This is a genomic window from Opitutus sp. sgz309028, assembly GCF_059821195.1.
The window spans coordinates 31,095-56,514 of the sequence record NZ_JCAMRR010000007.1; the positions used below are offsets into that span (position 1 = coordinate 31,095).

Here is a 25,420-nt window from a genome sequence, read left to right on the forward strand (position 1 = left end):
ATCGTCGAGCCCCTCCACACTGGTCTGAAGTGCCTACCCCGATTTCGGTAGGCGCACGCTCTGGACGGAGCGCCGGCGTGGATAGAATTAGGCACGCGAACGATGAAAGCGGGGCTGAAAATTCCCTCTCCCAATGTGCGCGAATGGCTCGCGCACCCGCACACCATCACGGCGGGAGCACTCATAATCTGCGCCGGTGCACTCGCGATTGCTGCGTGGCTCGTGCTCCGAAATCTCCGCCGGAACGAGCCAGGACTGAAGGCACCCGCCGCGTTCGTGCTCGCGATTCTCATCGCGGCCAGCGGGCTCGTGGCGAGTTTCCGAATACCGGAGAAATGGCAACCGTCAGCCGCAGCGAGTGTGTGCTGCCTCGCGAGCAGCCTCTTCTTTTTCGCGGACCGGAATCGCTTCGTTCGCGATCCGCGCGGCAACATCGTCGCGGATCGCTGGGAAATCGCGCTCGCCTTCGCTCACTTCCGGTGGACGCGCGACAAGGTGAACCGGCACTTCTTCTTCACGGGCGATACAGGTTCAGGAAAGACGACCGGCATGAACGCGCTCCTCACGGCGCTCATGAAACGCAATCCGCGCCTCGGCGGAATCGTGATGGCGAATAAAGGCGACGAATGGTATTTCCTCGAGTGGCTCGCGAAAAAATGCGGCCGAGAGAAGGATATCATCCGCCTTCGTCCGCGTGCCTCTGGTGAGCCTGTCGATGAATTTCGTCACCGGCTGAACGTGACAGGAGACGAGCGTCTACCGTTCACGACGCGTGCGCGCATCCTGGTGGATACGGCGGCGGCGTTGAATCCGAAGGACGAGAAGAGCTTTTTCAAAATCAAAGGTGCCGCGCATATCGGTCGCGCCCTCGAACTGCTGCATGACATCGGCAGTCGCCCAACGCCGACCAACGCTTACGCGCTGCTGACGTCGCAGAAAGCATTGGAGGCGGCGCTCGCGAGGTTGACGGAGCAGGAGCCCACGTTGCGGCGTATCCGCCTCGCCGAAGTCTTGGAGCAAACCTACCTCAAACACGAAGCGAAGGAGCAGCGCGCCGGCGAAATCGGCACCTCACAAAATTACCTGGAATACCTCGGCACGCCCGAAGTGGCCGAGGTGTTCAGCAGCGATGAGCCCGATACGTGCACCATTGCCGACGTGGACAAAGGGAAAATCTTCTGCGTGGACGTGCCGCAGGACTACACAACCGAACGCCAATACGTGTTCACGGTAATGAAACTCTTGCTCTATCGGCATGCGTTACGGCGTTACGCGCGGCCTCCGTGGGAGCGCTACGCACTCAACCAGCTTTTCTACGTGGGCGACGAATTTCAGACGGCCATCACGGCGAGCTACGACGGCACGAGCGACTTCAACGTTGTGGATCGTCTCCGCGATTGCTGGCTCGCGCTGATCATTTCCGCGCAGGCCTTCGAGTCGCTGATCCCACCCCAGACCAAAGACCAGGCCGAAGTCCTCGCGCTAAATCTCAAGAATCTCGTGATGTATCGTGCCGCGTCAGAGGCCGACGCATTGCGTTGCGCCAATGCGCTGGGCCGCCATTACGTTGAGCGTGCCACTCGCACCGTGAACGCAGATCACACGGCCTACACCTACCAGCGAGTCGAGGAGTTCCGAATCAAACCCCACGAATTTCGGAGCCTTCCCGATCACACCGCCGTCGTGCGCCACTGCACCAACGGCTATCGTAGAGTCCGGCTCCGTCCGGTCTGATCAGTTACCTGAACCTGAATCCCGAATCCGAAATGAATCCGAACGACACTTCTTATCCAACTCCAGATGACCTCATCGCGTTGCGCGTCGAGGAAGACCCCGTGCGTATCATCTCGGAGAAACTCAAAGTGAAGGAGATGGGGCCGGCTGATCACATTCGCACCAAGCATGAGGTGAAAGCGTTCGTCGAATCCGGCGAGCGCAACGCTGCCCAAGAGTTGGTGAAGCGCGCCCAAGCGCGAAGGGAGCTGGCTCAGCCGGCGACAGTTCGGCAGTCTCAGCAGCAAGGAAGGAACATCACGTCTGAATAGGACGTTCGAGCCGAATCGAGATCCTTACGAAGTCGGCTTTGTTATATCGCCAGCCGAGGTTCCATACTCGACAGCATCGAACTCAGTCATCGCTTGTGCCGTGGTTTGATGTAACGCTTTGATCTTGTCGGTTAGCGGTTTCAGGCACGCCATTTCGACTTTGCACCGTTCAAACAGCATTCGTGCGCGTAGCCAGCTCATCGAGCATACGTCAGAGATGAGGCGGGCACCATGAGCCAATTCGACAGCTTCCCTGCGTTCCTGGCTTCGACCATTGCGATCCCATACCATCCCGACTCCGACGCTATCCTGATGCGCCACATGGCTGCTCATCCCATAATTATACATCAGGTGACCGAGGTTTGATAAACCAGGTGTGTCGCAGCGTTTCAGCGCTGCGCAAATTTCGCCAAAAGACCAACGCTGCTCGATAGCCCGGCGAACATCCCGAGGGTATTTCGCTTTGATCTGCGCAATGCGTTCCGCAGGCAGGATCATTTCCCGAAAAGGGCGCCACTCGGCGGCATTGGGATCTTGCAGCACCTTCAGGATCTCCTCGAGACGTGTATTTTGTTTGATGGAGGAAATTTCGAACAGGATGTCTCCAAACTCGTGGATTTTCTGTTTTCTTTCCGAGTCGTCCCCTACTAGCAGGAAAGTGAATTTGAGTGATCCCTCTACAACGGAGCGGACCAAAATGTCCGCGTCCCACAATCGGACGCTGCTGACTAGAAGAAGCACGCTTTCAGCCGTCGCGTGTGAACTCGCCTGAAGTTGCCAGAGCGTCATACCCTCGTTGCGATCCGGAAAAGCCTCTTCGGTGAACCGCTTGCTTACTTCATCGAACATATCGCCTATGATGAAACTGGCCTCTCGCGACCATCCGATCAACTGAGCCTGGACGGGAGTCGCCTGTGGCATTGCGCTCATGTTACTGCAATCGATTCCGAGATTCCCAGCCATGCTAAGAAACGCAATCGCCGGTTCAAAGTTCGCGGTATCGGCTTCCTTCCTTGAGCCACGCGGCTGCGCGATCGACAGTCGTCAGAAGGAGCGCGCCTCGTAGGGAACATTCCCAAACGACTAGAATTCTCCAGCCAAGCTGGCGGAGCGCTGTATAATTCCGCTGATCTCGCGCGCGGTTCGTCCTGAACTTCTCCGACCAGAACTCAACTCTGGTGGCCGGTTTTGTTGCGAAGCGACAACCGGCATGATCGTGCCAGAAGCAACCATGGACAAATATCACAGCGCGGCGGCTTCGAAAGACCAGGTCGGGCGAACCCGGAAGGTTACGCTGGTTTACGCGATAACGAAAGCCCATTCGATGAAGCGCGCGGCGAAGCAAGAGCTCCGGCTTTGTATTACGCTGCCGCACCGCTGCCATTAGCCGTGACCTTACATCTGGCCCCACTCGATCCATCTCAAATCCTCACGATGACATTGTTGTCCACCAGCGTTTCGAAGTGTTGGTGCAACTGCTCAGGGACGTGGCCACCCTTCACCAGCAAGCCCACCTCCATGTTCCGTTCCATGGCAGCGGCAGTAAGATTAGCGCTCGTCACGAAGGCTAACTTACCATCAGCGATTGCACACTTTGCGTGCACAGATCCTAGGTCGATACCGCCCATAGACCCATCCTGCTGCCACATATAGAAGTGCGCTTGCGGAAGTCGCCGCAGCAAAGGAGTCGTGGCGTCGAATGTTAACTTTCCACCCTTCTCCGTCGACGGTTCGAGCAGGATTTTGACCTCGATACCGCGTGCACACGCCGCATCCAAGCACCGTAACAAACGATCGAGGCGATACGCGACGTAGCTAACCAAGAACAAACAGACGTGGGCACTTTCAATTACCTCGCAAAGCACCTCTTCGGTCTGACGAACTGGCACAACTCCTGTCGACGGTCCGGACCAAACGAGTTCCAGCGAGCCACGTGAGCCTTTGAGTGCTGCGGCTGCGGAAGCACTCTTCAATGCCGCTGCAATTTCAGGAGCTGTAACGGCCGACGCTTCCTGCCATGCTTTCTGCAGCTTTAAAAAGAGTTCTTTGCCCGCGCTGGGTCCGAAGCGTTCTCGCGTCGATGAAAGGTGATCAACCGAGCTTAGCCTTCTGATACCATTCGCGATGGTGTCTACCCGATCGGGATGTAGCTCAAGGCACAGTTCCGCTATTGTGTGCCAGATATCACTCATTCGAAAAATGCCGCGTCGGCACTGTCGAATGTCCCTGTAACCAGCGCCCGATCCAAGTAGCGATTGCTCTTCTCGCAGGACGTTTCGGCGACAAATGAGCACCCGTGGCACGAAGCCCCATGCAGGCTGCGATCGTTGCGCGCGTCATGTTCCGAGCACAGAGGGTCTGACGAACAGATCGATGCACGCCTGAGTGCCTGTGCGATCATTCGCCCCAGAGTCTCGGGTTTTCCAAGCTCCACGAGCCCACCAAGCGTGCCATCGGAATCCGCGGCAGCGGTGTAGAGCAGAATCCCCGCCATCGGTTTAGTGGCATCGTCATCGGAGTAGATGCGCTCTCTGATACTTGCCGTGTTGTATCCACACTCTAACGCGAGTTCTCGGATAAGCAGATGCGAGAACGTGTGCAGCATCGCATATCGAGTCCCCAGGTAACCCTTTTCTGGGATCAGCTGTCGGGCATGCCGCCAACCGCGGTGCCCTCCGAGCAGCATCAGATTTCGGTCTCTGACAGCCGGTTTGTCGAGCCATGTGCGAATCGCAGTCTCCTTGAACTTTATGAAAATTCCTTCGCCGTGGACTTCGAACGCGGGAATCCATGTTGGCTTTCCCCGGCAGAGATCAGCCATGGGGGGGCGTTCATCCGGGTCATCTGACTCCTCTGGTGCCTCGACTCTAGTGAAGCCAATCAGTGCGTTGACCTCTTTCAGTCGCTCCAAGAGCAGGACGTCCTCGATTTTCTCCGTGTATTCGGATGGAACCGTGCCCTTGGACGTCATGAAATGCGGCCAGTTGTTGGGCGCTGCAGGGTCGGTTAAAATGTCCCACTCCGGACGCTTGATATCAGTCGACTGCAACGCAGCGCCACCATTGCCGGCTTTGTGGCTCTGCATCTGCTGCCAGATTGCATCGGGAGAGTGAGATTCGATACCTGGCAATTGTCCCGTTTTGGTGAGCGTCTTGAGAATTACTTTGAGTTCCGAGATATCCGCTACGTCCTCAAAATACGTCCATCCATCGGAAACCAGCTGCTCAAGTGCAGTTTTCGTCAGGGGAATGGAGAGCACCGATATGCTCATCGAAAACCAGCTGTTGGTTGAGCCGAGCAACACAGCACGTGGTTGTTCGGAGCAAGAATCGTCGAAGTGATTCAAATGGGGATGACGCCCCCGGCAGGCCGGGAGATACTTTGCGCCTTCCTTGCCGAATGCGTGCACCAGCGACCGCGCTTTGCCGCAGGAGCATTTCACCCAAAGGTTCTCGGTTTGTAGCGACGCACCTTGTTCAAAGAAGCTGAGGGTGCCCTTACACTCCGAAGGACCTTCGTGCACGTAGTAGCGCCACGGGAAATCGTCGAGGTGACCATTTCGGCACGCCAAGAGAAAGCGCGCTGGCACTGCATCGGCGTTTTTTCCTTTCTCACACGTCTTGTGAATGAACCGCGTGTCTTCTGGGCGAAAGGGGTTGTCCTTGATCTCGAATAATCCGGAGTCGAATTCGGCCAGCACTCCGCATTTTGCGCAGCGTAGCCAACGCGGAAACGGTCGCACCGGAACACCGATTTTGGCCTCGGGACTGAAAACATCCACACCTTCCGATGGCGCCACCGGCGGCATTCGCAACCGCTCTACCTGAGGTCCCAACTGCTTCCTGACCGCCTCAAGGAGTCGGTTCTCATCGATAGGCACGCAACGGTTCACGTCCCATCGATCCAAGCCCATGGTCAACACAGACAAGTTTGGGAGATCGACCAGTGCGCCTGGCCCATAGGTCCACAAGAGCTGGCTCGGACGAACGGAGCCAACGGGCAAAACGTTACTCATCGTTACCTCCCCCGTCGGTTTTGTTGTCCGGCGTTTTCCACTGAGGTCCCTCATCGAGCAACGAAGCGTCCATTACCAGCCGCACTCCTGGTTCAACCTCGCGCAATGACATTGGAGCTGTAAGTATATCCCAGCGGTGTAGCCCGGGTTTCTTCAGCAAAGCAACCACGTCACCTTGTCCGTACTCTGTCTCGTAGCCCAATCTGCGTCCGGGCTTATTGGCTTCCTTCACCCAACGATCGACACGCTCGGAAGTCATTCCTTCTGCGAGGGTCTTCACTACCGCTTTGTCGCTTACCTTCCACGCACGAGCGGCGATTGCATCTTTGACGCGTTGGACACCTGGATAGCTAGTGCTGATCAGACGCATCGCTCCCAAATTTGGGTTCAATGGCTCGTCCGTGTGCCTGAGTAGGCTGGTGAGAACACCTGTAAGACCACGATCCATCGCTCGTGGAGCGAAGGGAGTAACCGATTGCGCTTCGACGTGTTTGTAGAACGTCGCATGATAGTGCTCGAATGTCTCGTAGTGGGACAAGTCTCTCGGTCGTGACCACGTGAGGACAGAGCAAACAAGCCCAAGGTAAGAACGCCCGACGCGGCTTGTCGCCTGAATGTATTCGGCAGTGCTCTTCGGCTGACCGTTCACTGCCATCAACCCGAGCCGATTTACGTCTACGCCAACCGAGAGCATGTTCGTCGCGAGCACGACATCGATCGCACGTGCTTCTCCCTTCGCCCATGTCGCCTTAAACTTTGTTTCGAGGTGGTCCAACTTCTTTGGTATTTCCTTGTTGGATACGCGTGACGTGAGCTCTTCGATAATCTTCACGTCGCGCTGCGCGAGTCCCGGTCGCCGGACTTTACTCATCTGGACACGATATGAACGAGTCTGCACGTCGTCTTCCGCCAGCCGCCGCATGCCTCCGAGCTCGCGCAGGGAATTGAAATAGCCGACGAGGGTCATGTAAGGATCGGCGGCTGGACCGAATCGGTCGAAAAGCTCTTTCGCGCCCGTGAGCAACGCTACGTAGAGACGGATCAAGACAGCAGGTCGTGAACTTCCGGGTGCGCAGATTCCCACGTAGAGCCGTCCTGGCTTCTCGGAGATCGGCCGCTGAACCGAGAAAAAGTTGTCCTCGATATCGAGTCCATTTGGCGGGAAAACGGCCACATGGCGCATGAACACGTGATGAACCTGCTCCTGCGCTTTCCTTACGGTCGCTGATGACGCGATGACTTTCGGCCTTATCGTCTTTCCCTCGAGCGACCAAGACGACAGTTCGTCGATCGCCGTCTCGTATAGGCCCACCATGGTGCCCAGTGGACCGCTGATTAAGTGGAATTCATCTTGGATGATAAGGTCGGGTGGCCGTATCGGGCGAACAGCCCTTGTCTTGGTTGCGGGAAATGAGCCTTTCTTCGCGTGGTTCCCGGTGCAGTCGCACTCCGGCCACATGAGTCCATGGCGCTCACACTCATGCTCGACCCGCCCGAACAATGTGCGTGTCTCGCCTCGCCACGCCATCATCGCAAATTTGTCCACTGTGCCGATCAACATGGACGGTGGCCGTCGATAGATTTCCTCATCGACCACTACCACAGGTAAGCCGTCTGAGCCGTCTTTCCTCGAAAAATCACAGTGTGCGAGTTTATCGCCACAATACAGTTTGGTCCTGCGACATTCCCGATCCACAGTGATATCGCGGCCGGCGAGGATCTCGGATCCGCACCAAGGGCAAAACGTCAACTGAGCCGGCGTTTCCGAGCCACCACGTTGATTGTCGCGCTCGTCTTCGATTACTTTGTGCGAACGTTCGGTCGTCCCGGGAGTCACTTTGTTGCCAACCCAGAGCCCAAGGGTGAACGGCGCATCACCCCACTTCTCGGAATCCCCGCGACGCAGTGTCTCCATCGCGCACAACAGGGCAGTGGCACGTTGAAATTGCTGAATCGTGAGGAGCCGCAGCGTGTAGCGCATCACTACCGAAAGGCCCCGGGACGAATCATAGCCGCCTAGGCCGTCTTGCAGACGACGAATGGCCATGGTGAAAGCAGCGACGCCCAGATATGCCTCGGTCTTTCCACCACCCGTTGGGAACCAGAGCAAATCCGCAGCAGCCATCAACGGCTCGGTCCGATCGGTGTGCAATGGATTCGCGAGCGCCGGGATCGACAGAAGGACAAAGGCGAGCTGAAACGGACGCCACGATCGGTTCTTGGGCACACTCTCCGCTTCGACAGTCGTCTCCTCTTTTCTCCGCCGTTTGAGTGAGTAAATGCTGCGGACGCGCTGACGGGCCATTGCGAGATTCGCAAATCGAAATGCCTCCAGAGCGCGGTCGTCGGTCTTTAGGGTCTCGATTCCTTCCCGCAATCTAGCCAGTATATCGGTGCACCGGTCCATCGCAGCCGTGGCGGCATCAGAATATGCGGCGAATTCCACGGGAATGCGGCCTTGTTGCTCAGAAATCCACGTGGCATAATCGTCGGTCAATACGGCCAGAGCGACGAGCAACTCGGTCCGCGACATGCCCGCGAGCCGCTCCATATCAAACATTCCTTCAGCAACGAGCGTCTTCATCGCTGGTCGGTCGTCAGGCTCGGTCCCAGGCGTTTCGGTCACGGGCACCTCATATTCAGGGAGAACGACCGTTCTGACTTCGTGCGCTCTCTCTGCATTCGTCGGCTCGGTCACGGCATGAACCGCTACGCCGTGCCCGGCCGCGAATTCGACCCGTTTCCGGTAAACCATTTCGAGCGCGATGCGCTCACGGGCTTCAATGTCGTCATCTTCTTGCGCCTCGAGCACGGGACGCCGCCGAAACACTGCGGCTCCTTCAACCCCGTGCACGATGATCTCAGGTTGAAAGACCCATGCTGCGTCCTGCGACTCTTCGGGTTTCACCTGGTTGTTTACCAAGAAGAGCGTGACTAGTCGGTCGCCTTTCGACAGCGGCTCACGTATGCGTCCCGTGATAACGACATCCGGGCAGGTCGCGTCAACGGCCGCGGGAGGGATCGCACCTTCGACAACCGATAGTCTTCGGACGCCGCCGCTTGGTACCCGTTTCCATGCACGCAACGGCCGACCCGTCGAAGGATTGGTTTCAGTGTCACTATTGCCCCGCTCATAGCGCCCCCATCGAACCTCAAGTTCGATCTCCTTCACGTTTGCATCCAGGCAGAACGTCAGGCCGATCGAGGACGGCACCAGCGACTGGTTTTCGAGCCGCTCAGCTTCATTGTTTTCGTCCTCTCCACTATCAGAAAGCCGATAGCTACTCTTCTTATCGTTCGAGATGTGCTCGTCGTTCGCCTTGGGCGCGAGATCGGCATCCGGAACCTCATCCGCCTCATCAGGCGCTAGCGTGGGAATGCCTTCCTCTTGCACGTATTCTTTCGGAGCCAGTTTACCGACGAGGTATCGATCCCGAACGCTCATACCGATCACTTCTTCATGAGGACCGTTGGCCGGGCCGAGGAGATCGTCCAAAAGGGAAAGCTGGAGTAGGCTGCGAAGGTGGTTCTGCTGCTCCCGTGTCTCTCCCGCGATGGACTTTAGGTCGGCAAAGGCTTTACCGGTCACCTTCGTGTAAGCGGCTTCGAAGTCCGGCCACGGCAGACGTTCGATTGCAGCGCTCGGTGGGATTAGCTGGAGTGATGCCGCCGACACCGCTGGCGTCAATCGCGCAAGCCCGTCGAAGTATAGGATCGTCGCGTCGGATGACTGGCGAACCCGGTAGATGCGAGCGAAAGAGCTGACTTCACCCGTAGGCCGATTCATGACCATGACACCATCGCCTTCCTTGACTCTTGGAATTTGCCCGTGGGCACGACGGTCGATCGCGATGCTCAGCCCGTCACTCTCTTTGTCGGGTGCGGCTGCGACCAGCCAGGCGTTTGGTGCATCATCCAGCGGCATATTCGTTCCTCAGCTTTTTCGGATCGAAACGAGTGTGCCGAGGTAGGACTTGTTCTCAGTTCGGGTTTTCTTCTTGTAGCCCAGTGTATCGCAAACCGCTTCGATCTTCTGACAGAAAATGTCGGCGTTCAAAGGCGTCATCCAGAGTTCATTCTTCTTATCCCTGCTGGTGGATTGCCACTGGGCTTCATCATCCAAGGGATGCTCGGGCCTGAAGGGACGGATATTGAAAATCTTGTGGTCGATCTGCGTGATCCAGGCAGCTCCAACCTCGGTGATCGCTCCCCATGAAACCTTCGTGTTCTCACTGGTGATGAAGAGAGCGAAAATCTTTTGGTCCGAGTAGCTCTCGATGAAAAAGTCGCGCAGGTATTCATAAACGTGGCGCCCTTCCGGAATGCGACAGACCTCATCGTCGCAGTTGGTGTAAAGGATGTCCTCGGCCGGCACGTTGTTGAACACGAGCATCGCATGGACGATGTCCGCGAACGATTTGTCCGGGAAAGTCTGACTGATTAGGATTCTCTTCTTTTGGGAATCCACGAGCCGCTTCAACCCGAGATTGGGAGTATTCTGATTGATCGAGTCCAAGACGATTTTCTCGATCGACTCCAAGGGCATCTTCACACCGAGCTTAGCGAGATTGCTTGCCGCCACCTTACTCGCTTTCCCACGGAAATCATCGAAGGCGATCCGCAGGTTCTCTTCGTCCAGCTTTTGCTTCTCTTCTTTTTTCAGCTTTTTCTCGGTGTTTCTGAGGTCGGTGAAAGCATCCCGTCGCCTGAGGATGTCCGCCAGCAGATCGCGCCTCACGTAATCGAGGAGTGCGACATAGCGGGGATCATCGGACTTGTAGCCCTGCCGGTTGCTCAGGGCCATGTCGGGTAATTCCGTCAGTTCGAACAGATCGACGTGAAGCTGGCCGACTACGTAGACCTCGTTCAGTTTGTTCTGGCCGACGACGGGAAGAATGTTGAATTCGCCCATCTTCCCGTTTGCGAACAGGGAGATGAAATTATCCGGGAAATCCGTCATCTCGGCCTTCCGCCCTTTCGTGGTCTGATAAGTGCCGATCCAGCCTTTGATTTCGAGGGAGTATTCATGCTCGGCTCCCTTGTTGTCCTTCAGTGGCAGCGGAACCGCTTTCGCCGGATAGGCGACGACCAGTTCTTTCCGCTTTTTCGGAAAGGTGTTCGGAACCAGATCGCCCAGGGAGGCATAGGCCTTGCCGAGCGTGATGAGCGTGACCAGCTCCGCCATAATGTTCCGGTCGAAATCTTTTATCACCTCCGATTCCTTCCCCCTGATGATATGGATTTTGAAATCCTTACTCACCAATGGGAATATCTTCAGGAGATTGCGCTTCACGGCGGTCAGCGACTTGTCCAGCCGATATTGCGGCACCTTCATCACGATGGCCGTGCCGTGTTTGGTTATGCGTTCGAACTCGATCTTCTCCTCGGGGATCGCGCGCAGCTTGCGCCCTTTCTCGATTCTCCGCGACAGGACGAATCCCGACTTTTCGCCACCGGCTATGGTCATGATATCGACATTCTCCGACACGGAAAGAGCCGCCAGTTTACCCACGCCCTTGCGCCCCATCTTCCTGCGTTTGCGCGACCTCGTTAGGGAATCCTTTTCCGTCGTTCGTGATTCGGCGGCGACATCCAGATACCGCCTGACATCGCCTTTCGCGTAGGACATGCCGTGCCCATCGTCTTCCACGCGGATGTCGTCCTTGTTCGCGATGATATAAACATTTTTAGCGTCGGCGTCGTAAGCGTTGGCGATCAGCTCGGCCAAAACGTAGTAGATGTTTGTGTAAAGGTTCGGCCCCAAGAGCTCCAGAATTCGTGGGTCGATGCTGATTTCGTATTCCTTGCTCATGAGGGGTGGGGTCGCGCTTGCGTGTTGCCTGGACTACTTAAATGAATTCTTCCTGAATCTCTTTAGATTGTGCCACCGAGCGAGGAGTTACGTGCTTCTTTTTGTTGGTCTTCTTGTCGTGGAGACCGGCTTTGACCTCCTCCTCGTAACGCTTGTGGTTAAGAGCAAGAAGGCGGTCGAGAATGGCGCGGCGGGCGATCTCGCCGATTGTGAAACGCTCACCCTGGCTGGTGGTATGAAAGTCGTGGCCCAAGTTTAAATCTGTCCACATGTAAGCTGCGGCGACTATTCGATCCATCTCGATTTGTAGCGCCCTAAGTTTGCTTATATCTGAAGATATATCACGTCGGCTGTGGAATCGATTGTATATCTTGGTCAATCCCTCTTGGCGAGTTCGCATGATTTGAAGACGTAATTCGTGGTATTCTCGACCGATGCGCCGAATTTCCCCGTTCAACGCGCAAACCGGGAATGTCTGATAACAACTCGATAAAGAATAGCATGGATCGCCTTTCAGGGTATACATGTAGTGGGCCGCCCAAGCCTCGTGCAGTGCAGATGATAGCACCCCGAAAACGGCACGATCATCCGTCACAAATACGGCGACTTTATCGGCAAAGACCTGCCGTGTTGGGACGAAAGAAAAAGCGAAGTATTTAGTAGCCATGCCGCAGACGAGGGTCTCGGTCATTCCTGCTATACCTCGATAAAGCTCCGGTCGCTTATCAGAGAATTTCCAATAGCAGTCTTCGTGAACCTGACGCTGCGGTTTTTCGCGCTGAGGTTTCACCTTCTCGAAAACGATAGCGAAAGGCGCGGGGTAGGTTTGAGCGACCTCCAGTGGCCAATCAAAGAAATTTATTACCTCACGCGTGGCAGCTTCATCGGGAGAGGTGGAGAAATCTACAGCGTTCAAATAAGGAAAAAGAACCTCTGAATTTCTTTGGTCTAGAGATCTCAAGCGGGATGCTTCTTCTCGGGTTACCACAAACCCAATCCCGAGGATTGTCGTGCCGCGCGAGGCATAACACGGCAAAGACACCAGTGTTTTGGGTTCACTCACGAGGGGAACATCATCAAGTGCTGATGTGATAAGCGCGGCGTTACGTCCATTGAGCATGCGTTCTCCGCGCCAATCCCCCTTATGAACGTAAGCGACACTGATATGGACATTCGCGGTTCCCGGCCAGCTCATCGACTTAACCGCGGAATATATTACGCCCTGATTCGCACAAATGTAGTCTAATCCAACAAGTCGAGTGTTTCCCTGTGGTAGAGTATTGGTCGCAACCATACCAAGGCCCCCATTCGGCCGTAAGCGCTCAAACGCCTGTAAGAAGAAATAGGCGATTAAATCGGCCGCGCCTTTTCTATGATTCCAACGGCGCTTAAGGTATGCTTGGAAGTCGTCCCCGCAGGCCTGGGCGATTCGCATTGCCCCCAAAAATGGCGGATTGCCGACAAATGCATCGAATCCCCCGTGTTCGAAGACTTCGGGAAATTCCAACACCCAATGGAAAGGGCGATGTTCGCACAGCGCGGCGCGGGCGTTAAAGACTAGATCAGCATCGGCCTTCGACGATTCGATCCGATCTCCGAACTTCGGCTCCAATAGATTTTGAACCTTCTCCGCTATATGCACGCGCTCAGCTTCATAGGCGTCACCGTCGAGTCCTTGCAGTTCCAAGACGATGAGGATGTCTGCTGCCACCTTAACTTTCGCCGTGGCCGCTTCCGCTTCGGCGTGCAACCGATTCTTCGCTTCGATCTGAGAAAAGTCGTTGGAGGAGAGAGCCTCTAGCTCCCGACGCTTACTATCAGCCGCCTCAATGTAGCGATGCAAGCTGGCGGTAGCGAAAGTGAGTTGGCGCCCATCAGGATGAAGACTGAAACTTTCGATCTGCCTCAGATCAGTAACTCCGAGTAGGGAATCACCGCACTTCAGCGCATGGTCTAGGAAGCTAAACGGTCGCCCCTTCATCATGGTTACAAGCCACAAGCTGACCTTGGCCAGTTCGACCGCCATCGGGTTCTTGTCCACGCCGTAGAGGCAGCGACTGGCCACGTGTCGCCGAGCAATGATCACCCGCTCCGCTTTATCACGTGGCAGCAATTCGGCCTTGCCTGCCTCGGCCATGGCGACGCCCTCCATCGAGATCGACTGACCTGACCTTCCCGCCGCATCCCATGCCTCCACCACACGGTCGGCCAGCCAGCGGCATGCCTGCACAAGGAAGGCCGCCGAACCCATCGCCATATCGCATATTTTCACGGCCAGCAGGTCGGCAGGAGACTTCAGTTTCCACTCCTCACGCGGTTTGCCTTCGGCCGGCCCGATATACACGAGCGGTTCGAGCGTGTGCTGCACGATGGGTTCGGTGAGCGATTTCGGAGTATAGTGCGTGCCCGTGGCGCGTCGACTGGCACCCAGCGTGACGATAAACGCGCCCTTGGCATAGACGAGCAGACGCTTCGCACTGTCGTCACGAATCAGGTTGGCGAATGGGAGCAGACGCGGAACCAGAGCGGTCTCCAGGCCACAAGCAACAGCAACCCGATGCCGCAGAGCATCGTCGACAGGTTTGTCCAAAGCCCTGCCCAGCGCCGCGGTCGAGCGCTCGGTCGCCTCTTGCAGGAAAGCCAACAATGACTCTCGGCCCTCGGTCGACTTCTCCTCCAGCTCCCGCAGAGAAAGGTTCGGGTTATACGCCTTCGCCGAGCCGATCAGTCCGAGGGTGACCTCGGGAACGCGCTTGACCGTGCGCTCCAGCAGACCCTCGTAAACATGGCCGATCTGCTCCACGTCGAGCGCTTCGTACGACAGAAGCTGCGCCCCGGCGGACTGCTCTAGCACCTGCAAGGCGGTGAGCAGCGTGAGCACGGTACGATTGTCTATTGGCAGCGGCACCGCTGGAGTCGCGCGCCATGAAGTGCCGGAGGCGCGCCCTTCCAGGAACGGGAATCGGTCGGGATCAAACAATGATCCGCCCAACGGCGGCAATCGAACAGACGCGTGCTCGATTCCGCCAAAGACGCCTCTACAAACCGCCAGAATCCGTGACCACGCATCGTGCCGCCGCTCCTGGACATCGTCGGTCAGGTCCTTTTGTTCCTTAACCAAACGTGCACGTAACGTGGTGATCGCGTAGTATTGATCGTAGGTGTCCACGCCGAGGAGCAGGAGGCCCCGCTGCTCTGCACAAAGAAGCACCACCAACCGCATCATCACCGTCAGGCCCGCTTCGTAGAGCTGCGAGGGAGTGACCCCCGCCAAGAGCTGGCGGTTCGAGCCAGCATCGGCCTTATCGAGAGCCTGCACCAGAACCTCGACCGCTCGCCGAACTTGTTCACCGAGCGTATCCGTAACCTCGTTCTGATTCTCCGCCGAATGTGCGAGTAAGCTTTCCAACGTCCCTGCTGCTGGGCCGAAGCAACGACGAACCCCGAGGAGCGACACGAACGCCTGCAACGTTACCGGTTCCTGCTGCCAGATACGCGCAAACCAAGTGGCAACGCTGGAAGCTCCGTCCGCAAGCACGCATACCACCGACCATGCTTCACCGTTGGTGACGATACCGAGTCGAACCCCTGTCGCACGACAGAGCTGCGTCATGCGCTCGATCGGCGAAGCCGTCACCCATGCATCGCCGGCAAGCGGGGAATTCAAACCCAGATCGGGCGAGCACACAGAAAACAGAATACGCGACGTTTCACCGGCAAATGCAACAAGGTCGGGCCTAACCACGACACCGCTCAACGACTCGCGAAAGGAAACGGAATCCGGAATCGCTCCACCCGTCTTCAGCGCAGAGGTGTCGTATTCCAACAGGTCTTCAACAACCATGCGGACCCACGCCGCATGGAGCGCGGAGAGTTGAGGATCGTCCTCATCGACAGCGTCGCGCCATTCGTCGTAAGCGCTGCGCATGCGCTGGCGTCGCCGGGTATCCACCTTCTCGAGTCCTTGCGGGAACGCCTCTGCGAGCACGCCGACAGCCAGAAAAGGCCCCGTTTTCTCGACGAGGTTCAACCACTCGATGTGTTGGTTCTCGCTCATCGGCTGGGAAGAATGAAGGTGACCGCCACGGGAAACGTGCGGTGGGAAAATCCGGAGTAGCGTCGCTCGATAGCGGCGATCTCCTGCTCTTTCTCGCTGGGAATGCGTTCGAGCCGAGCTTGGAGTGCGGCTACGTCGCGACGTAGCTGGAGGCGTTCGTTTTCCAAGCCGAGCGACAGTTCCAACTGCTTCACTTTCGCTGGCTCCAGCTCCCGACGTAGGGTGAGTTCCAACTCTCCGAGCAAGCTGGTGATATCCTCGAAATCGGTTTGCTTGCGTCGGTCCAACGTGCTTTCCAGCGACTTCAGCCGCTCCCTCGCGCGACTCTCCGTCGCCAAGCGAATGGAGTGGTCATGCTTCTCGAAAGCGGATTTCAGTTCGGCGAGCTCTCCGCTGGACGGTGTAACCGTCACAGCTTGCTCGAGCAATGCTTCGAGTCGTCCGACTTGGTTGATACGCGAAAAACCCGAGTCGCGCAGCTCTCCGCCTGCGAGGGTCAGCTCCTCGTGCAGTTGATGATGATTTCCTCCTGTTACGAGCAGGCGGGATGAAACTGCGACAACCGGGTATTCAAGGCTGTCGTCGCGAGTCCGCCGGACAGCAATACGGTGCAGGCGCTTCCGTTCATCCGATGACCATATCTCGGCTCGAAGGATACGAAGACAGGTCTGCACCAGACGATGATTCAGATGGGCGAGCACGATATCGTCGCGGCCGTTGGCGACGGCGTGATCGAACGTTATCGGACGCCGCACACCGGTATGCGGATGATGCAATCCATCCGTCGCGCGGTCCCAACCGGGAATAGGAGGAACTTCGAAGACTGTGCCTGACGGCGCCCCTTGCCACTCGACCGGCCGTAGTGGCGGTTTTTCGGCAAGGCTTAGGGCCAATTGGACCCCACGCGCAATACGATCTGGGGAGAGATGGAAGTCGTTCCGCGTTTCCAGCAGGCGCTCGTGGAGGCGGGCGATCTTCTCCTGAAGTCGCCGCTCGGCCGTGACGAAGCGTCGAGCTTTGGCTGCCTGCGCCTCGGCATCGCGCGTATCGATTGTCGCGCGCTTACCGGACATTGCTTCGATGATCTGCTGAGCTATTACGGGTCCGACGCTTCCCAAGTCCTCGCGTATCGCCTCCACCTTCATGACCGCGCGCATGAGGTATTCGTGATCCCCATCCACGTCTCCGACCTTGGAGGCCGCCGTGTCTTCCGACGCCTTGAAGGTCGTCCCAACTGGGTGCCAGATGATCGGCGTCTTTTTCTGCCCGTGACGGTCGATACGGCCGTTGCGCTGCTCCATGACATTGGGATTCCACGGAATCTCGACGTGGATCAGGTAACGACAATGGTTCTGGAGGTCGATACCCTCGGAAGCGGCATCCGTTGCGAGCAAGATGCGCACCTTCGAATCCAGAGGTGACGCTTGGAACGCAGCCATGACGCGTGCGCGCTCATCGGGATCGAGGCTACCGTGCAACTCCATCAGCCGCTCGGCCCCAAAACCGTGCTGGGTCAAAACTTCGTAGAGCCAGCCATGTGTGGCCCTGTATTCCGTGAAGAGAATGACTCGTTCGTCACTCCACTTTCCATCGGGACGGATATATGCATCCAGCCAACCCAATATGGCCTTTGCCTTGGAGTCCGGACGCGACTTCGCAGACGCACTCCAATCCGCCAGTTTGTCGAGAAGGCTCCGCTGTTGATCTGTGAGAGGTATCGTGATGGCACCGGCTTCATCCACCACCTCAGATATTGTGTTCTCCACCTCCGCGTCGTTGGAGTCTTCTTCGAGCTTGCTGATCGCCTTCCGTAAGATCCGATCGTCGAGATCGGCCGAAGTGCTGCGTCGTGCTCCACCACGGAAGCTCTCCCGATGCTTTTCTAAGGTGAGCGCAAAAGCGCGGGGCGAAGAAAAAAGACGCTTTTTGAGAAGATTGAGGACGAAGGCGCTCCCAAAGGCAGCCTTGCCATTGCCGCCGGTGCAGGCGAGCCGGCTGGTGGAATACTCACGAAGCAGGGAGTGCGCGCGCCGCTCGTCGTCGGAATATGCGACCGAAAGCGGCTGAATGACTCGTTTGGGATAGATCGGATTTCCCGACTCATCAACCAAGTCGGTTTTCAACCGGCGAACCATGACTCGTTGCAATTGCTTTTCGTCCGGCATCGCGGACCGGGCGAAACGCTGATCGTCGAGCAGTTCCAGCAACGAGGTGAACGATTCCTGATACCCGTTGTGGGGAGTGGCACTCAGAAAAATGCGGTGCTCGAAATGCGGCGCGATGCGGCGGATCAAGGCCGTTCGCTGACTTTCGATAGCGTATTGAGAGGCCATCGCGGGGGCTACGTTGTGCGCCTCGTCCACCACAAGGATGTCGAATTTACGCGGGTAACTCAGATGAGGAGGCAGGACATCCTTGATGAGACGCAAAGCCTCGCCCGACTTCACCCAGTCCATCGAGGCGATGAGCCGGGGAAATGATGTCCAGGGATTGGCGTGGATCCCTTGTTCGCGGCGAAGCTTCTGGAGGTATTCGGTATTAACGATGCGGAATTCTAGGCCGAACTTCTCCTGCATTTCCGTCTGCCATTTCAGTTGGAGCGAGGAGGGACAAATGACGAAGACGGTGCGTGCCCGGTGCCGCACCAACAACTCTTGGACTACGAGTCCCGCTTCGATGGTCTTACCCAGGCCCACGTCATCGGCGATGAGCAGGTTCACGCGCGCCATGTCGATGGCACGAACCACGGGTTCCAGCTGATAGCTCTCGATCGATACCCCGCTACGAAAAGGAGCCTGAAGAAAGCTGCGATCAGCGTTTACTGCGGTGCCCCATCGAACTGCGTCGATGAAGGCTTCCATGTGTTCGGCAGAGTCGAATCCAGTGATCGACGGAAAGCCAGACCTCTCTAAAACGCGTGCACCCGGTTCGATTTCCCAGATGACTTGGAGACCCTCGCCATACGAATCCTCATCGACGGCCTGCAACGTGACCAGATGCTGAGGGGCAATTCCCGGCGCAACCGTGTCGGACCTCAGCACGTCGGAGACAATCCACTGGCGTCGGCGAACTTCGACTAACTGGCCAACTTCAGGAATTGTCGTTAGAACAGTGGTTGAGGCGCTGGGGATCCCGACCATCGCCCGACGATGGCTGATGAGGCCTACATCGGAAAGGGAAATTTCCGACGTGTAGCGATTAAGGATCGCCTAAATGTTGGCGGCTGTGGCTTGAGCCTCAAGCGCTTGGGTAGACCCGCCACTCTGCACATACCGGTCGAGTTCTCTGGCGAATCCCGCGCCATAGTTGAGCCCGCTCGCGAATAGACGGTCTCTGAATCCTTTGGCAGCCTTGATGCGAAGAGGCGGTGCCGGAAACCGCAGGAAGGCACTGAGGGCCGGCCAAGAATTCGCGGCCGGAAAATGCGAAATTTCGACTGCTTTCCTAACTCCATCGCGCGAAAAAGCGGCGTCGGGCCACACTCCCGGAAACCTCAGTTCGCTTGTTTTTCCAATTACGCGCTCACCCGGTGAAACTAGGCGCCGTCCTACCCATGCGGCAGCGGTAATTGTGATCGCGTTACCAACCAGTTTCCAACGGGCCCCCGAACGAGCAACAGCCTCGGCAGGCTTTGTCCAGTCCGCCGACAGCCCCTGTAAGCGTTCTGCGTCACGGATGTCGGGTGTATAAAATCCGCGGCCGGGGAACCACATCGCGGGAGGGGATGGAATTCCAAATGAGGAACCTCGCTTTAGTGGCGGCACTGCGTTCGGCGCCCATCCCAGGCCAGTGTTGCCCTCAGTCCAATAGAACCCGCATGCGGAACCGCGGGGAACTCGCTTCCGGGGCTCACCTGCATCGTCTGAAAGCAGCACGAGCGAGGGGTCGGAATCGAGACTCGCTACCAGAAATACGCGTTTCCGACGATGCGGAACCCCAAACGACCTGCTGTCTACGACTCGATACGCCCAGTCATATCCGAGCTCCTCGAGCTGCTGTGTGATCAGTTTCATCGCTGCTCCGCCCTGGAGCCGGAGCATGAACGATACGTTCTCAAGGAGCACCCACTGAGGTTTGGACTTCCGAAGTAGCCGAAATACCTCCGCGATGAGGCCTGATTGTTCCCCCTGAATCCCAGCAGTCTTGCCGGCCTGCGACAGGTCTTGGCATGGAAAACCCGCTGCCAACACATCCACGTCCGAGGGCAACCTATTCACTTCTCGGATATCTGGGGATAGCTTTATCTTCGGAAATCGGTCGCTCAACACCGCACGAGCGGCCTCATCGATTTCGCAAAGCATCTCCGTTCGGTGCCCGGCACTAGCCAAACCACACTCGAATCCACCGATACCAGCGAAGAAACCTGCGACCTTCATGCGTGTTAGAACTAACGACTGGGGTTCCGACCTCGAGCCAAAACTTCCTTCAAGTGAGCCTTTGTTTTCTGACTAGGTCGGCGGCATCGTCGCAAGAACTGCATTGTTTTTGTGACGAGCGGAGTCTGATGGCCGTGATTCAGCAGGAGGGGCTGGCCGATCCTCCAGCCTTTGTTGAGCCGCAATCGAAATTATCTCAGCAGGCTTTGCTTTCTTCTCGGCTGGCAGTCTATGTCGCAACGCGCGCAGACGGGTCTCCACGCCACCCGAAAGCATCCCTGAATTTCGTCGCATTTATTGTCACCTGTATTGTCACTTGAGCCTTCCCTGCACATCAAAAAGCCCGCAACTCGTTGGGAGCTGCGGGCTTTTTAAATTGGCGTCCCCACGGGGATTCGAACCCCGGTTCTCACCGTGAAAGGGTGGTGTCCTGGACCGGGCTAGACGATGGGGACTAACCGCGGAGCCGCGCACCCTACGGGCGGTGCTTCCTCATGCAAGGCAATTTTTGCACGCGTCTTTCCCGCAAAATCGGCTTCGCCCCGCCCCGCTTTCCTGCAAAACCAACCCCATGACTTTCGCCGAGATCGCCGCCGCTCTGCCCGCCTCCGCCGTCACCGCCATCGACGTGCCGTTCCCCCGCGTCGCCTCCGGCAAGGTCCGCGAAATCTTCGATCTCGGCGACGCCCTCCTCCTCGTCGCCACCGACCGGCTCTCCGCCTTCGACGTCGTCCTCCCCGACGGCATCCCCGGCAAGGGCGCCATCCTCACCCAGATGAGCAACTGGTGGTTCGCACAAACCGCGGCGATCGTCCCCAACCACCTCCTCCCCGACCAAGCCTCGCTCCTGGCCAACACCTATCACCTCTCGCGCGACCTGCAGCTGCGCAGCATGGTCGTGCGCAAACTCAAGCCGCTCGCCATCGAATGCGTCGTCCGCGGCTATCTCATCGGCGGCGGCTGGGCCTCCTACCAGAAAACCGGCGAGGTCTGCGGGATCCGCCTGCCCGCCGGGCTGCGTCAAGCCGATCGTCTCGCCGAACCGATTTTCACGCCCACCACCAAGGCCCCGAAAGGTCAGCACGACGCACCCATCAACGATGCCCAAGGCGCCGCGATTGTCGGCGCCGCTCTTTACGAGAAGGTCAAGGCCACCAGCCTCGCGCTCTACCGCTTCGGCCACGAACGCGCCCGCGCCGCTGGTATGATTTTGGCGGATACCAAGTTCGAATTCGGCACCGACGACGCCGGCAATCTGTTCCTGATCGACGAGGTCCTCACGCCCGATTCCTCCCGTTACTGGCCTGCGGAAAGCTACGCGCCCAACCAATCCCCTCCGAGCTACGACAAGCAGTTCGTCCGCGATCACCTGCTCTCGCTTAACTGGGACCAGAAGCCGCCAGGGCCGCGCCTGCCCGCCGACGTGATCGCACGCACGCGCGAGAAATACCTGACCGCACTGGAAAACCTCCTGCGCTGAGCCGCGAGTCCACCGCGAGCGAGGATCACGCGCGCGAACAACGCGCTCACGGCACCGCCGTTGCGGATCTGTCGAAGCCGGTAAGTTGGCGCATGCGTCCCAATCCCGAGGTCCTCGCTTTCCATTTCGCCGACACGGGCGTGTTTCCCAACCACCCGCGGCTGCCGGTGCTCGTTTACAAACAGGTGCGCACGCGCGCCGACGGCGACGCGAACGCGCTCGCCTCCTGGTTCGAACAAACCTGGCCGCAACACGGCTGGCGACCGGCCTGGCGCTGGGGCGTTTACGATTTCCCGCATTATCACAGCACCGCGCACGAAATCCTCGGCGTTTACCGCGGTCACGCGTCGCTCCGGCTCGGCGATCGCACGGGCGCCACGCTCGTCGTCGAAGCGGGCGACGTGCTCGTCCTGCCCGCCGGCACGGCGCATCAGAATCTCGGCGCGAGTTCCGATTTCCACGTCGTAGGCGGTTATCCGGACGGCCAATCCGCTGACCTGCTCCGCGGCGAGTCCGGCGAGCGTCCTGCAGCCGACGAACGCATCGGACAGGTCCCGTTGCCCCCAACCGATCCGCTCTTCGGCGAACAGGGTCCGCTCGTGCGTCACTGGCACGTGCCGGCGGCGGCACGGTGACATGATCGCTGTCCGCCGGCTGCGCCCGCGCGGCGCGATTTATTGCATCACGCCGCTGCGATGCACGGGCGCCACCGCGCCGGTCGCGACGCGGAGCAACTCCCGCCGGAGCCAGTCGAGCGCGGCATTCACCGCGCGAATCTTCACGGTCGAGCGCGGGCCGGGATAGCTGAGCTTCTTCGACCACACGCCATGCGGCGCGTGCAGCGCGATGAAAATCGTGCCGACCGGATTCCCCCCGGGGCCGGTCGTCTCGCCGCCGAAGCCCGTCACCGCCAGTGCGTAATCCGCCCCGAGCGTCTCGGCCGCGCCCGTCGCCATCGCAACCGCGCATTCCGCGCTTACTGCGCCATGCTGCAGCAGCAGGCACTCGGGAATGTCCAGCAGCTGCATGCGTGCGTCATTGCAGCAGCACACGACGCCGCCGGCGAAAAACTTGCACGCACCGGAGATCTCGCTGAACGCATTCGCCAGCAGCCCGCCCGTCGCCGTCTCGGCCACGGCGAGGCGTTTGTCCTGCGTGCGCAGCAAGTCGCTCACGATCTTCGCCAGCGAATCGTCGCCGTAGCACATCAGATCCTCGCCGAGCAGCCGGCCGCACTCGCGCGCGGCGAGTTCCACCTGCGTCTCCGACAAGGCTCCCGCGCGCGCACTCACGCGACAATCGACCATGCCTTGATGCGCACAAAAGGCGACGTTCAACGCGTCGCCATAGCGATCGAAAACCGGCTGCAGCTTCATCTCCAGCGCGGACTCGCCGATGCCCGCGGTGCGAATCTGCACATAGGCCTCGCCGTCCGCCAGCAGACCGAGCCGCGCGAGCCGCGGCAGCACCTGATCGACAAACATCGGCTGCAACTCGTTCGGCGGACCGGGCAACATGCACAACACGCGTCCGTCCTGCTCGACCCACAAGCCCGGCGCCGTGCCATTGGAATTCGGCAGGACTTCGCCGCGCTCGAACCGGTAGGCCTGCTTCAAATTGTTCGGCGCCACCTTGCGACCGAAGGCCGCGAAGCGCTCCGTGATCGCGCGCTCGATCTCGGGATCGAACACCAGCTTCTGCCCCAGCACCGCCGCGAGCACCTCGCGGGTGCGATCATCGCACGTGGGACCGAGTCCGCCCGTCGTGATCACCACGTCGGACCGCGGCCAGCTTTCGCGGAACTGCCGCGCGATCGCCTCGGCATCGTCGGTGATCGTGACGTTGCGCTGCAGTGTCACGCCGCGGCGTCCAAGTTGCTGGCCGATAAACGCCAGATGACGGTTCGTCGTCAGGCCGAGCAGGAGTTCGTCGCCGAAGGTCAGCAGCTCGTAATGCACCTGGCTGACCGGTTTGAACGGCTGATCGGCGTGAACGGTAGAGACCATACTTGCGAGCCGGGAGATTAGGCGGATTCTGGGAAAATGCCAGCCACTGACCCGGTAAATCTCAAGGAGAAGGTTCGGCATCTGCCGGACCGGCCCGGCGTGTATTTGATGAAAGATCGGCTCGGACGAATCATTTACGTGGGCAAGGCCCGCAGCCTGAAAAAACGCGTTTCATCCTATTTTCAACAGGGTCGTGCGAGGACCGTCATGCAGCCGAAGATACGCGCCCTGATTCCGCTCATCTGCGACTTCGAGACGATCGAGGTGAAATCCGAACCCGAGGCGCTGCTCCTCGAGGGCAAGCTGATCAAGCAGTGGCGCCCGCGCTACAACACCGACTTCACCGACGACAAACGTTTCCTGCTCGTGCGGCTCGATCCACATGAGGAGCTGCCGCGGTTTCGCCTCACGCGCATCAAGAAGGACGATCGCTCGCGCTATTTCGGGCCGTTCGCGCACAGCGGTTTGCTGCGCAAGACCCTCGCGCAGATGCGGCGGCAGTTCGGCATTTTGCTCGGCGACGCCACACCGCAGAAGCAGCCCGACGGCACGTGGAAACTTTACGACGACGTGCGCCAGGAGATCTACGCCGGCGGCAACGTCGTCAGCGCCGAGACCTATCGCCAGCGCATCGAGGATGCGGCGGCCTTCCTCGAGGGCAAATCGCGCGAGTGGCTCGAATCGCTGCGCGCCGAGATGGCCGACGCCGCCGGCCGGCAGGCCTTCGAAAAAGCCGCAGAATTGCGCGACGTGATTTTCGCGCTCGAGGAAACGCTGCGCAAAACGCGTCGCTTTGAACGGCTCGATCCGACGCGTCCCGCGGCGGACGAAGAGGCGCTGCGGCTGCTCGGCGAGGCGCTCGGGCTGCGCGGACCGCCGCGCACGATCGAGTGCTTCGACATCTCGCACATCTCCGGCACGTTCGTCGTCGCGTCCATGGTGCACTTCGCGAACGGCCGTCCGGACAAAAACAACTACCGCCGTTTCCAAATCAAAAGCTTCATCGGCAACGACGATTTTCGCGCGATGGAGGAAGTCGTTGGCCGCCGTTACCGCCGGCTCGCGGAGGAGGGAAAGCTGTTTCCCGATCTCGTCGTGATCGACGGTGGCCGCGGGCAGATCGCCGCGGCGTTGAAGGCGTTCGTCGGGCTCGATGCGATGCCGCCGCCGCTCATCGGCCTCGCGAAAAAGCACGAGACGGTGTTCTTCCCCGACGAGCGCCCGCCGCTCAACCTGCCGCTGAATCATCCCGCGCTAAATCTTCTGCAACGCGTGCGCGACGAAGCCCACCGCTTCGCCAACACCTACAACGCCGTGCTACGCTCGAAGAAAATTCGCGAGAGCGTGCTCGAGGATTTCGCCGGACTCGGTCCCGTGCGCCGCGCCGCGCTGCTCGCACATTTCGGCAGCATCGACCGGCTGCGCGAAGCAACCGTGGAGCAGATCGCAGAAGTCGAAGGCTTCGGCCCGCGCCTGGCCGAGGAGCTGCATCGGTTTTTTCACCCGCCGGAAAACGCGATGCCGAGCGTGGCAGCAGACGAAACGGGTGAAGCGGACAACGTTTCGCTCGAAGAAGCGGATACTGCCGGAGAGGAACAGCACTGAGCGCCCGACTGGCGTCGCCGCGTT

At 58.6% G+C, this 25,420-nt stretch carries 15 protein-coding genes and 1 tRNA gene; 5 read left to right on the forward strand and 11 right to left on the reverse strand.

Going from position 1 to position 25,420, the window contains the following annotated elements; all coding sequences use genetic code 11:
• Positions 1-102: 102 nt before the first annotated feature.
• A complete protein-coding gene (locus AC6RV7_RS20300; RefSeq protein WP_500096034.1) occupies positions 103-1,734 on the forward strand; it encodes a type IV secretory system conjugative DNA transfer family protein in 1,632 nt (543 codons plus the stop codon).
• A gap of 32 nt (positions 1,735-1,766) precedes the next feature.
• Complete coding sequence (locus AC6RV7_RS20305; protein ID WP_500096035.1) at positions 1,767-2,045, forward strand: hypothetical protein; 279 nt, start codon at positions 1,767-1,769, stop codon at positions 2,043-2,045.
• Between the two features lie 24 nt (positions 2,046-2,069).
• On the opposite strand, the gene AC6RV7_RS20310 is transcribed toward AC6RV7_RS20305, so the two are convergent.
• The 10 genes from AC6RV7_RS20310 to AC6RV7_RS20355 form a co-directional block, all read right to left on the reverse strand.
• The gene (locus AC6RV7_RS20310) at positions 2,070-2,975 is read right to left on the reverse strand and encodes a DUF5677 domain-containing protein (RefSeq protein ID WP_500096036.1); all 906 of its coding nucleotides are present in this window, start codon (positions 2,973-2,975) and stop codon (positions 2,070-2,072) included.
• 55 nt (positions 2,976-3,030) lie between these two features.
• The gene (locus AC6RV7_RS20315) at positions 3,031-3,465 is read right to left on the reverse strand and encodes a very short patch repair endonuclease (RefSeq protein ID WP_500096037.1); all 435 of its coding nucleotides are present in this window, start codon (positions 3,463-3,465) and stop codon (positions 3,031-3,033) included.
• Position 3,466: 1 nt separating this feature from the next.
• A complete protein-coding gene (gene drmC / locus AC6RV7_RS20320; protein WP_500096038.1) occupies positions 3,467-4,237 on the reverse strand; it encodes a DISARM system phospholipase D-like protein DrmC in 771 nt (256 codons plus the stop codon).
• On the reverse strand, positions 4,234-6,060 hold the full coding sequence (gene drmB, locus AC6RV7_RS20325; RefSeq protein ID WP_500096039.1) for a DrmB family protein: 1,827 nt from the start codon (positions 6,058-6,060) through the stop codon (positions 4,234-4,236). The genes drmC and drmB overlap by 4 nt, the downstream gene beginning before the upstream one ends.
• Positions 6,053-9,985, reverse strand: a complete 3,933-nt coding sequence (drmA, locus tag AC6RV7_RS20330) for a DISARM system helicase DrmA (protein WP_500096040.1) — start codon at positions 9,983-9,985, stop codon at positions 6,053-6,055. The genes drmB and drmA overlap by 8 nt, the downstream gene beginning before the upstream one ends.
• A 9-nt stretch (positions 9,986-9,994) precedes the next feature.
• A complete protein-coding gene (locus AC6RV7_RS20335) occupies positions 9,995-11,872 on the reverse strand; it encodes an ATP-binding protein (protein ID WP_500096041.1) in 1,878 nt (625 codons plus the stop codon).
• Positions 11,873-11,909: 37 nt separating this feature from the next.
• Positions 11,910-15,929: an Eco57I restriction-modification methylase domain-containing protein gene (locus AC6RV7_RS20340; RefSeq protein ID WP_500096042.1), complete on the reverse strand. Its 4,020-nt coding sequence runs from the start codon at positions 15,927-15,929 to the stop codon at positions 11,910-11,912.
• Positions 15,926-19,069: a DISARM system SNF2-like helicase DrmD gene (drmD, locus tag AC6RV7_RS20345; RefSeq protein ID WP_500096043.1), complete on the reverse strand. Its 3,144-nt coding sequence runs from the start codon at positions 19,067-19,069 to the stop codon at positions 15,926-15,928. Before drmD ends, AC6RV7_RS20340 begins: the two co-directional genes overlap by 4 nt.
• Before the next feature lie 69 nt (positions 19,070-19,138).
• Positions 19,139-20,305 (reverse strand): DNA cytosine methyltransferase, encoded by a 1,167-nt coding sequence (locus tag AC6RV7_RS20350; protein WP_500096044.1) that lies wholly within the window; start codon positions 20,303-20,305, stop codon positions 19,139-19,141.
• Between the two features lie 377 nt (positions 20,306-20,682).
• Positions 20,683-20,760, reverse strand: a tRNA-Glu gene (locus AC6RV7_RS20355).
• Between the two features lie 116 nt (positions 20,761-20,876).
• Here AC6RV7_RS20355 and AC6RV7_RS20360 point away from each other — a divergent pair.
• A complete protein-coding gene (locus AC6RV7_RS20360; protein WP_500096045.1) occupies positions 20,877-21,785 on the forward strand; it encodes a phosphoribosylaminoimidazolesuccinocarboxamide synthase in 909 nt (302 codons plus the stop codon).
• 92 nt (positions 21,786-21,877) lie between these two features.
• Positions 21,878-22,420: a cupin gene (locus tag AC6RV7_RS20365; protein WP_500096046.1), complete on the forward strand. Its 543-nt coding sequence runs from the start codon at positions 21,878-21,880 to the stop codon at positions 22,418-22,420.
• A gap of 39 nt (positions 22,421-22,459) precedes the next feature.
• On the opposite strand, the gene AC6RV7_RS20370 is transcribed toward AC6RV7_RS20365, so the two are convergent.
• Positions 22,460-23,791 (reverse strand): CinA family nicotinamide mononucleotide deamidase-related protein, encoded by a 1,332-nt coding sequence (locus AC6RV7_RS20370; RefSeq protein WP_500096047.1) that lies wholly within the window; start codon positions 23,789-23,791, stop codon positions 22,460-22,462.
• Positions 23,792-23,827: 36 nt separating this feature from the next.
• On the opposite strand from AC6RV7_RS20370, the gene AC6RV7_RS20375 reads away from it, so the two are divergent.
• Complete coding sequence (locus AC6RV7_RS20375; protein WP_500096048.1) at positions 23,828-25,396, forward strand: excinuclease ABC subunit UvrC; 1,569 nt, start codon at positions 23,828-23,830, stop codon at positions 25,394-25,396.
• Positions 25,397-25,420 lie beyond the last annotated feature (24 nt).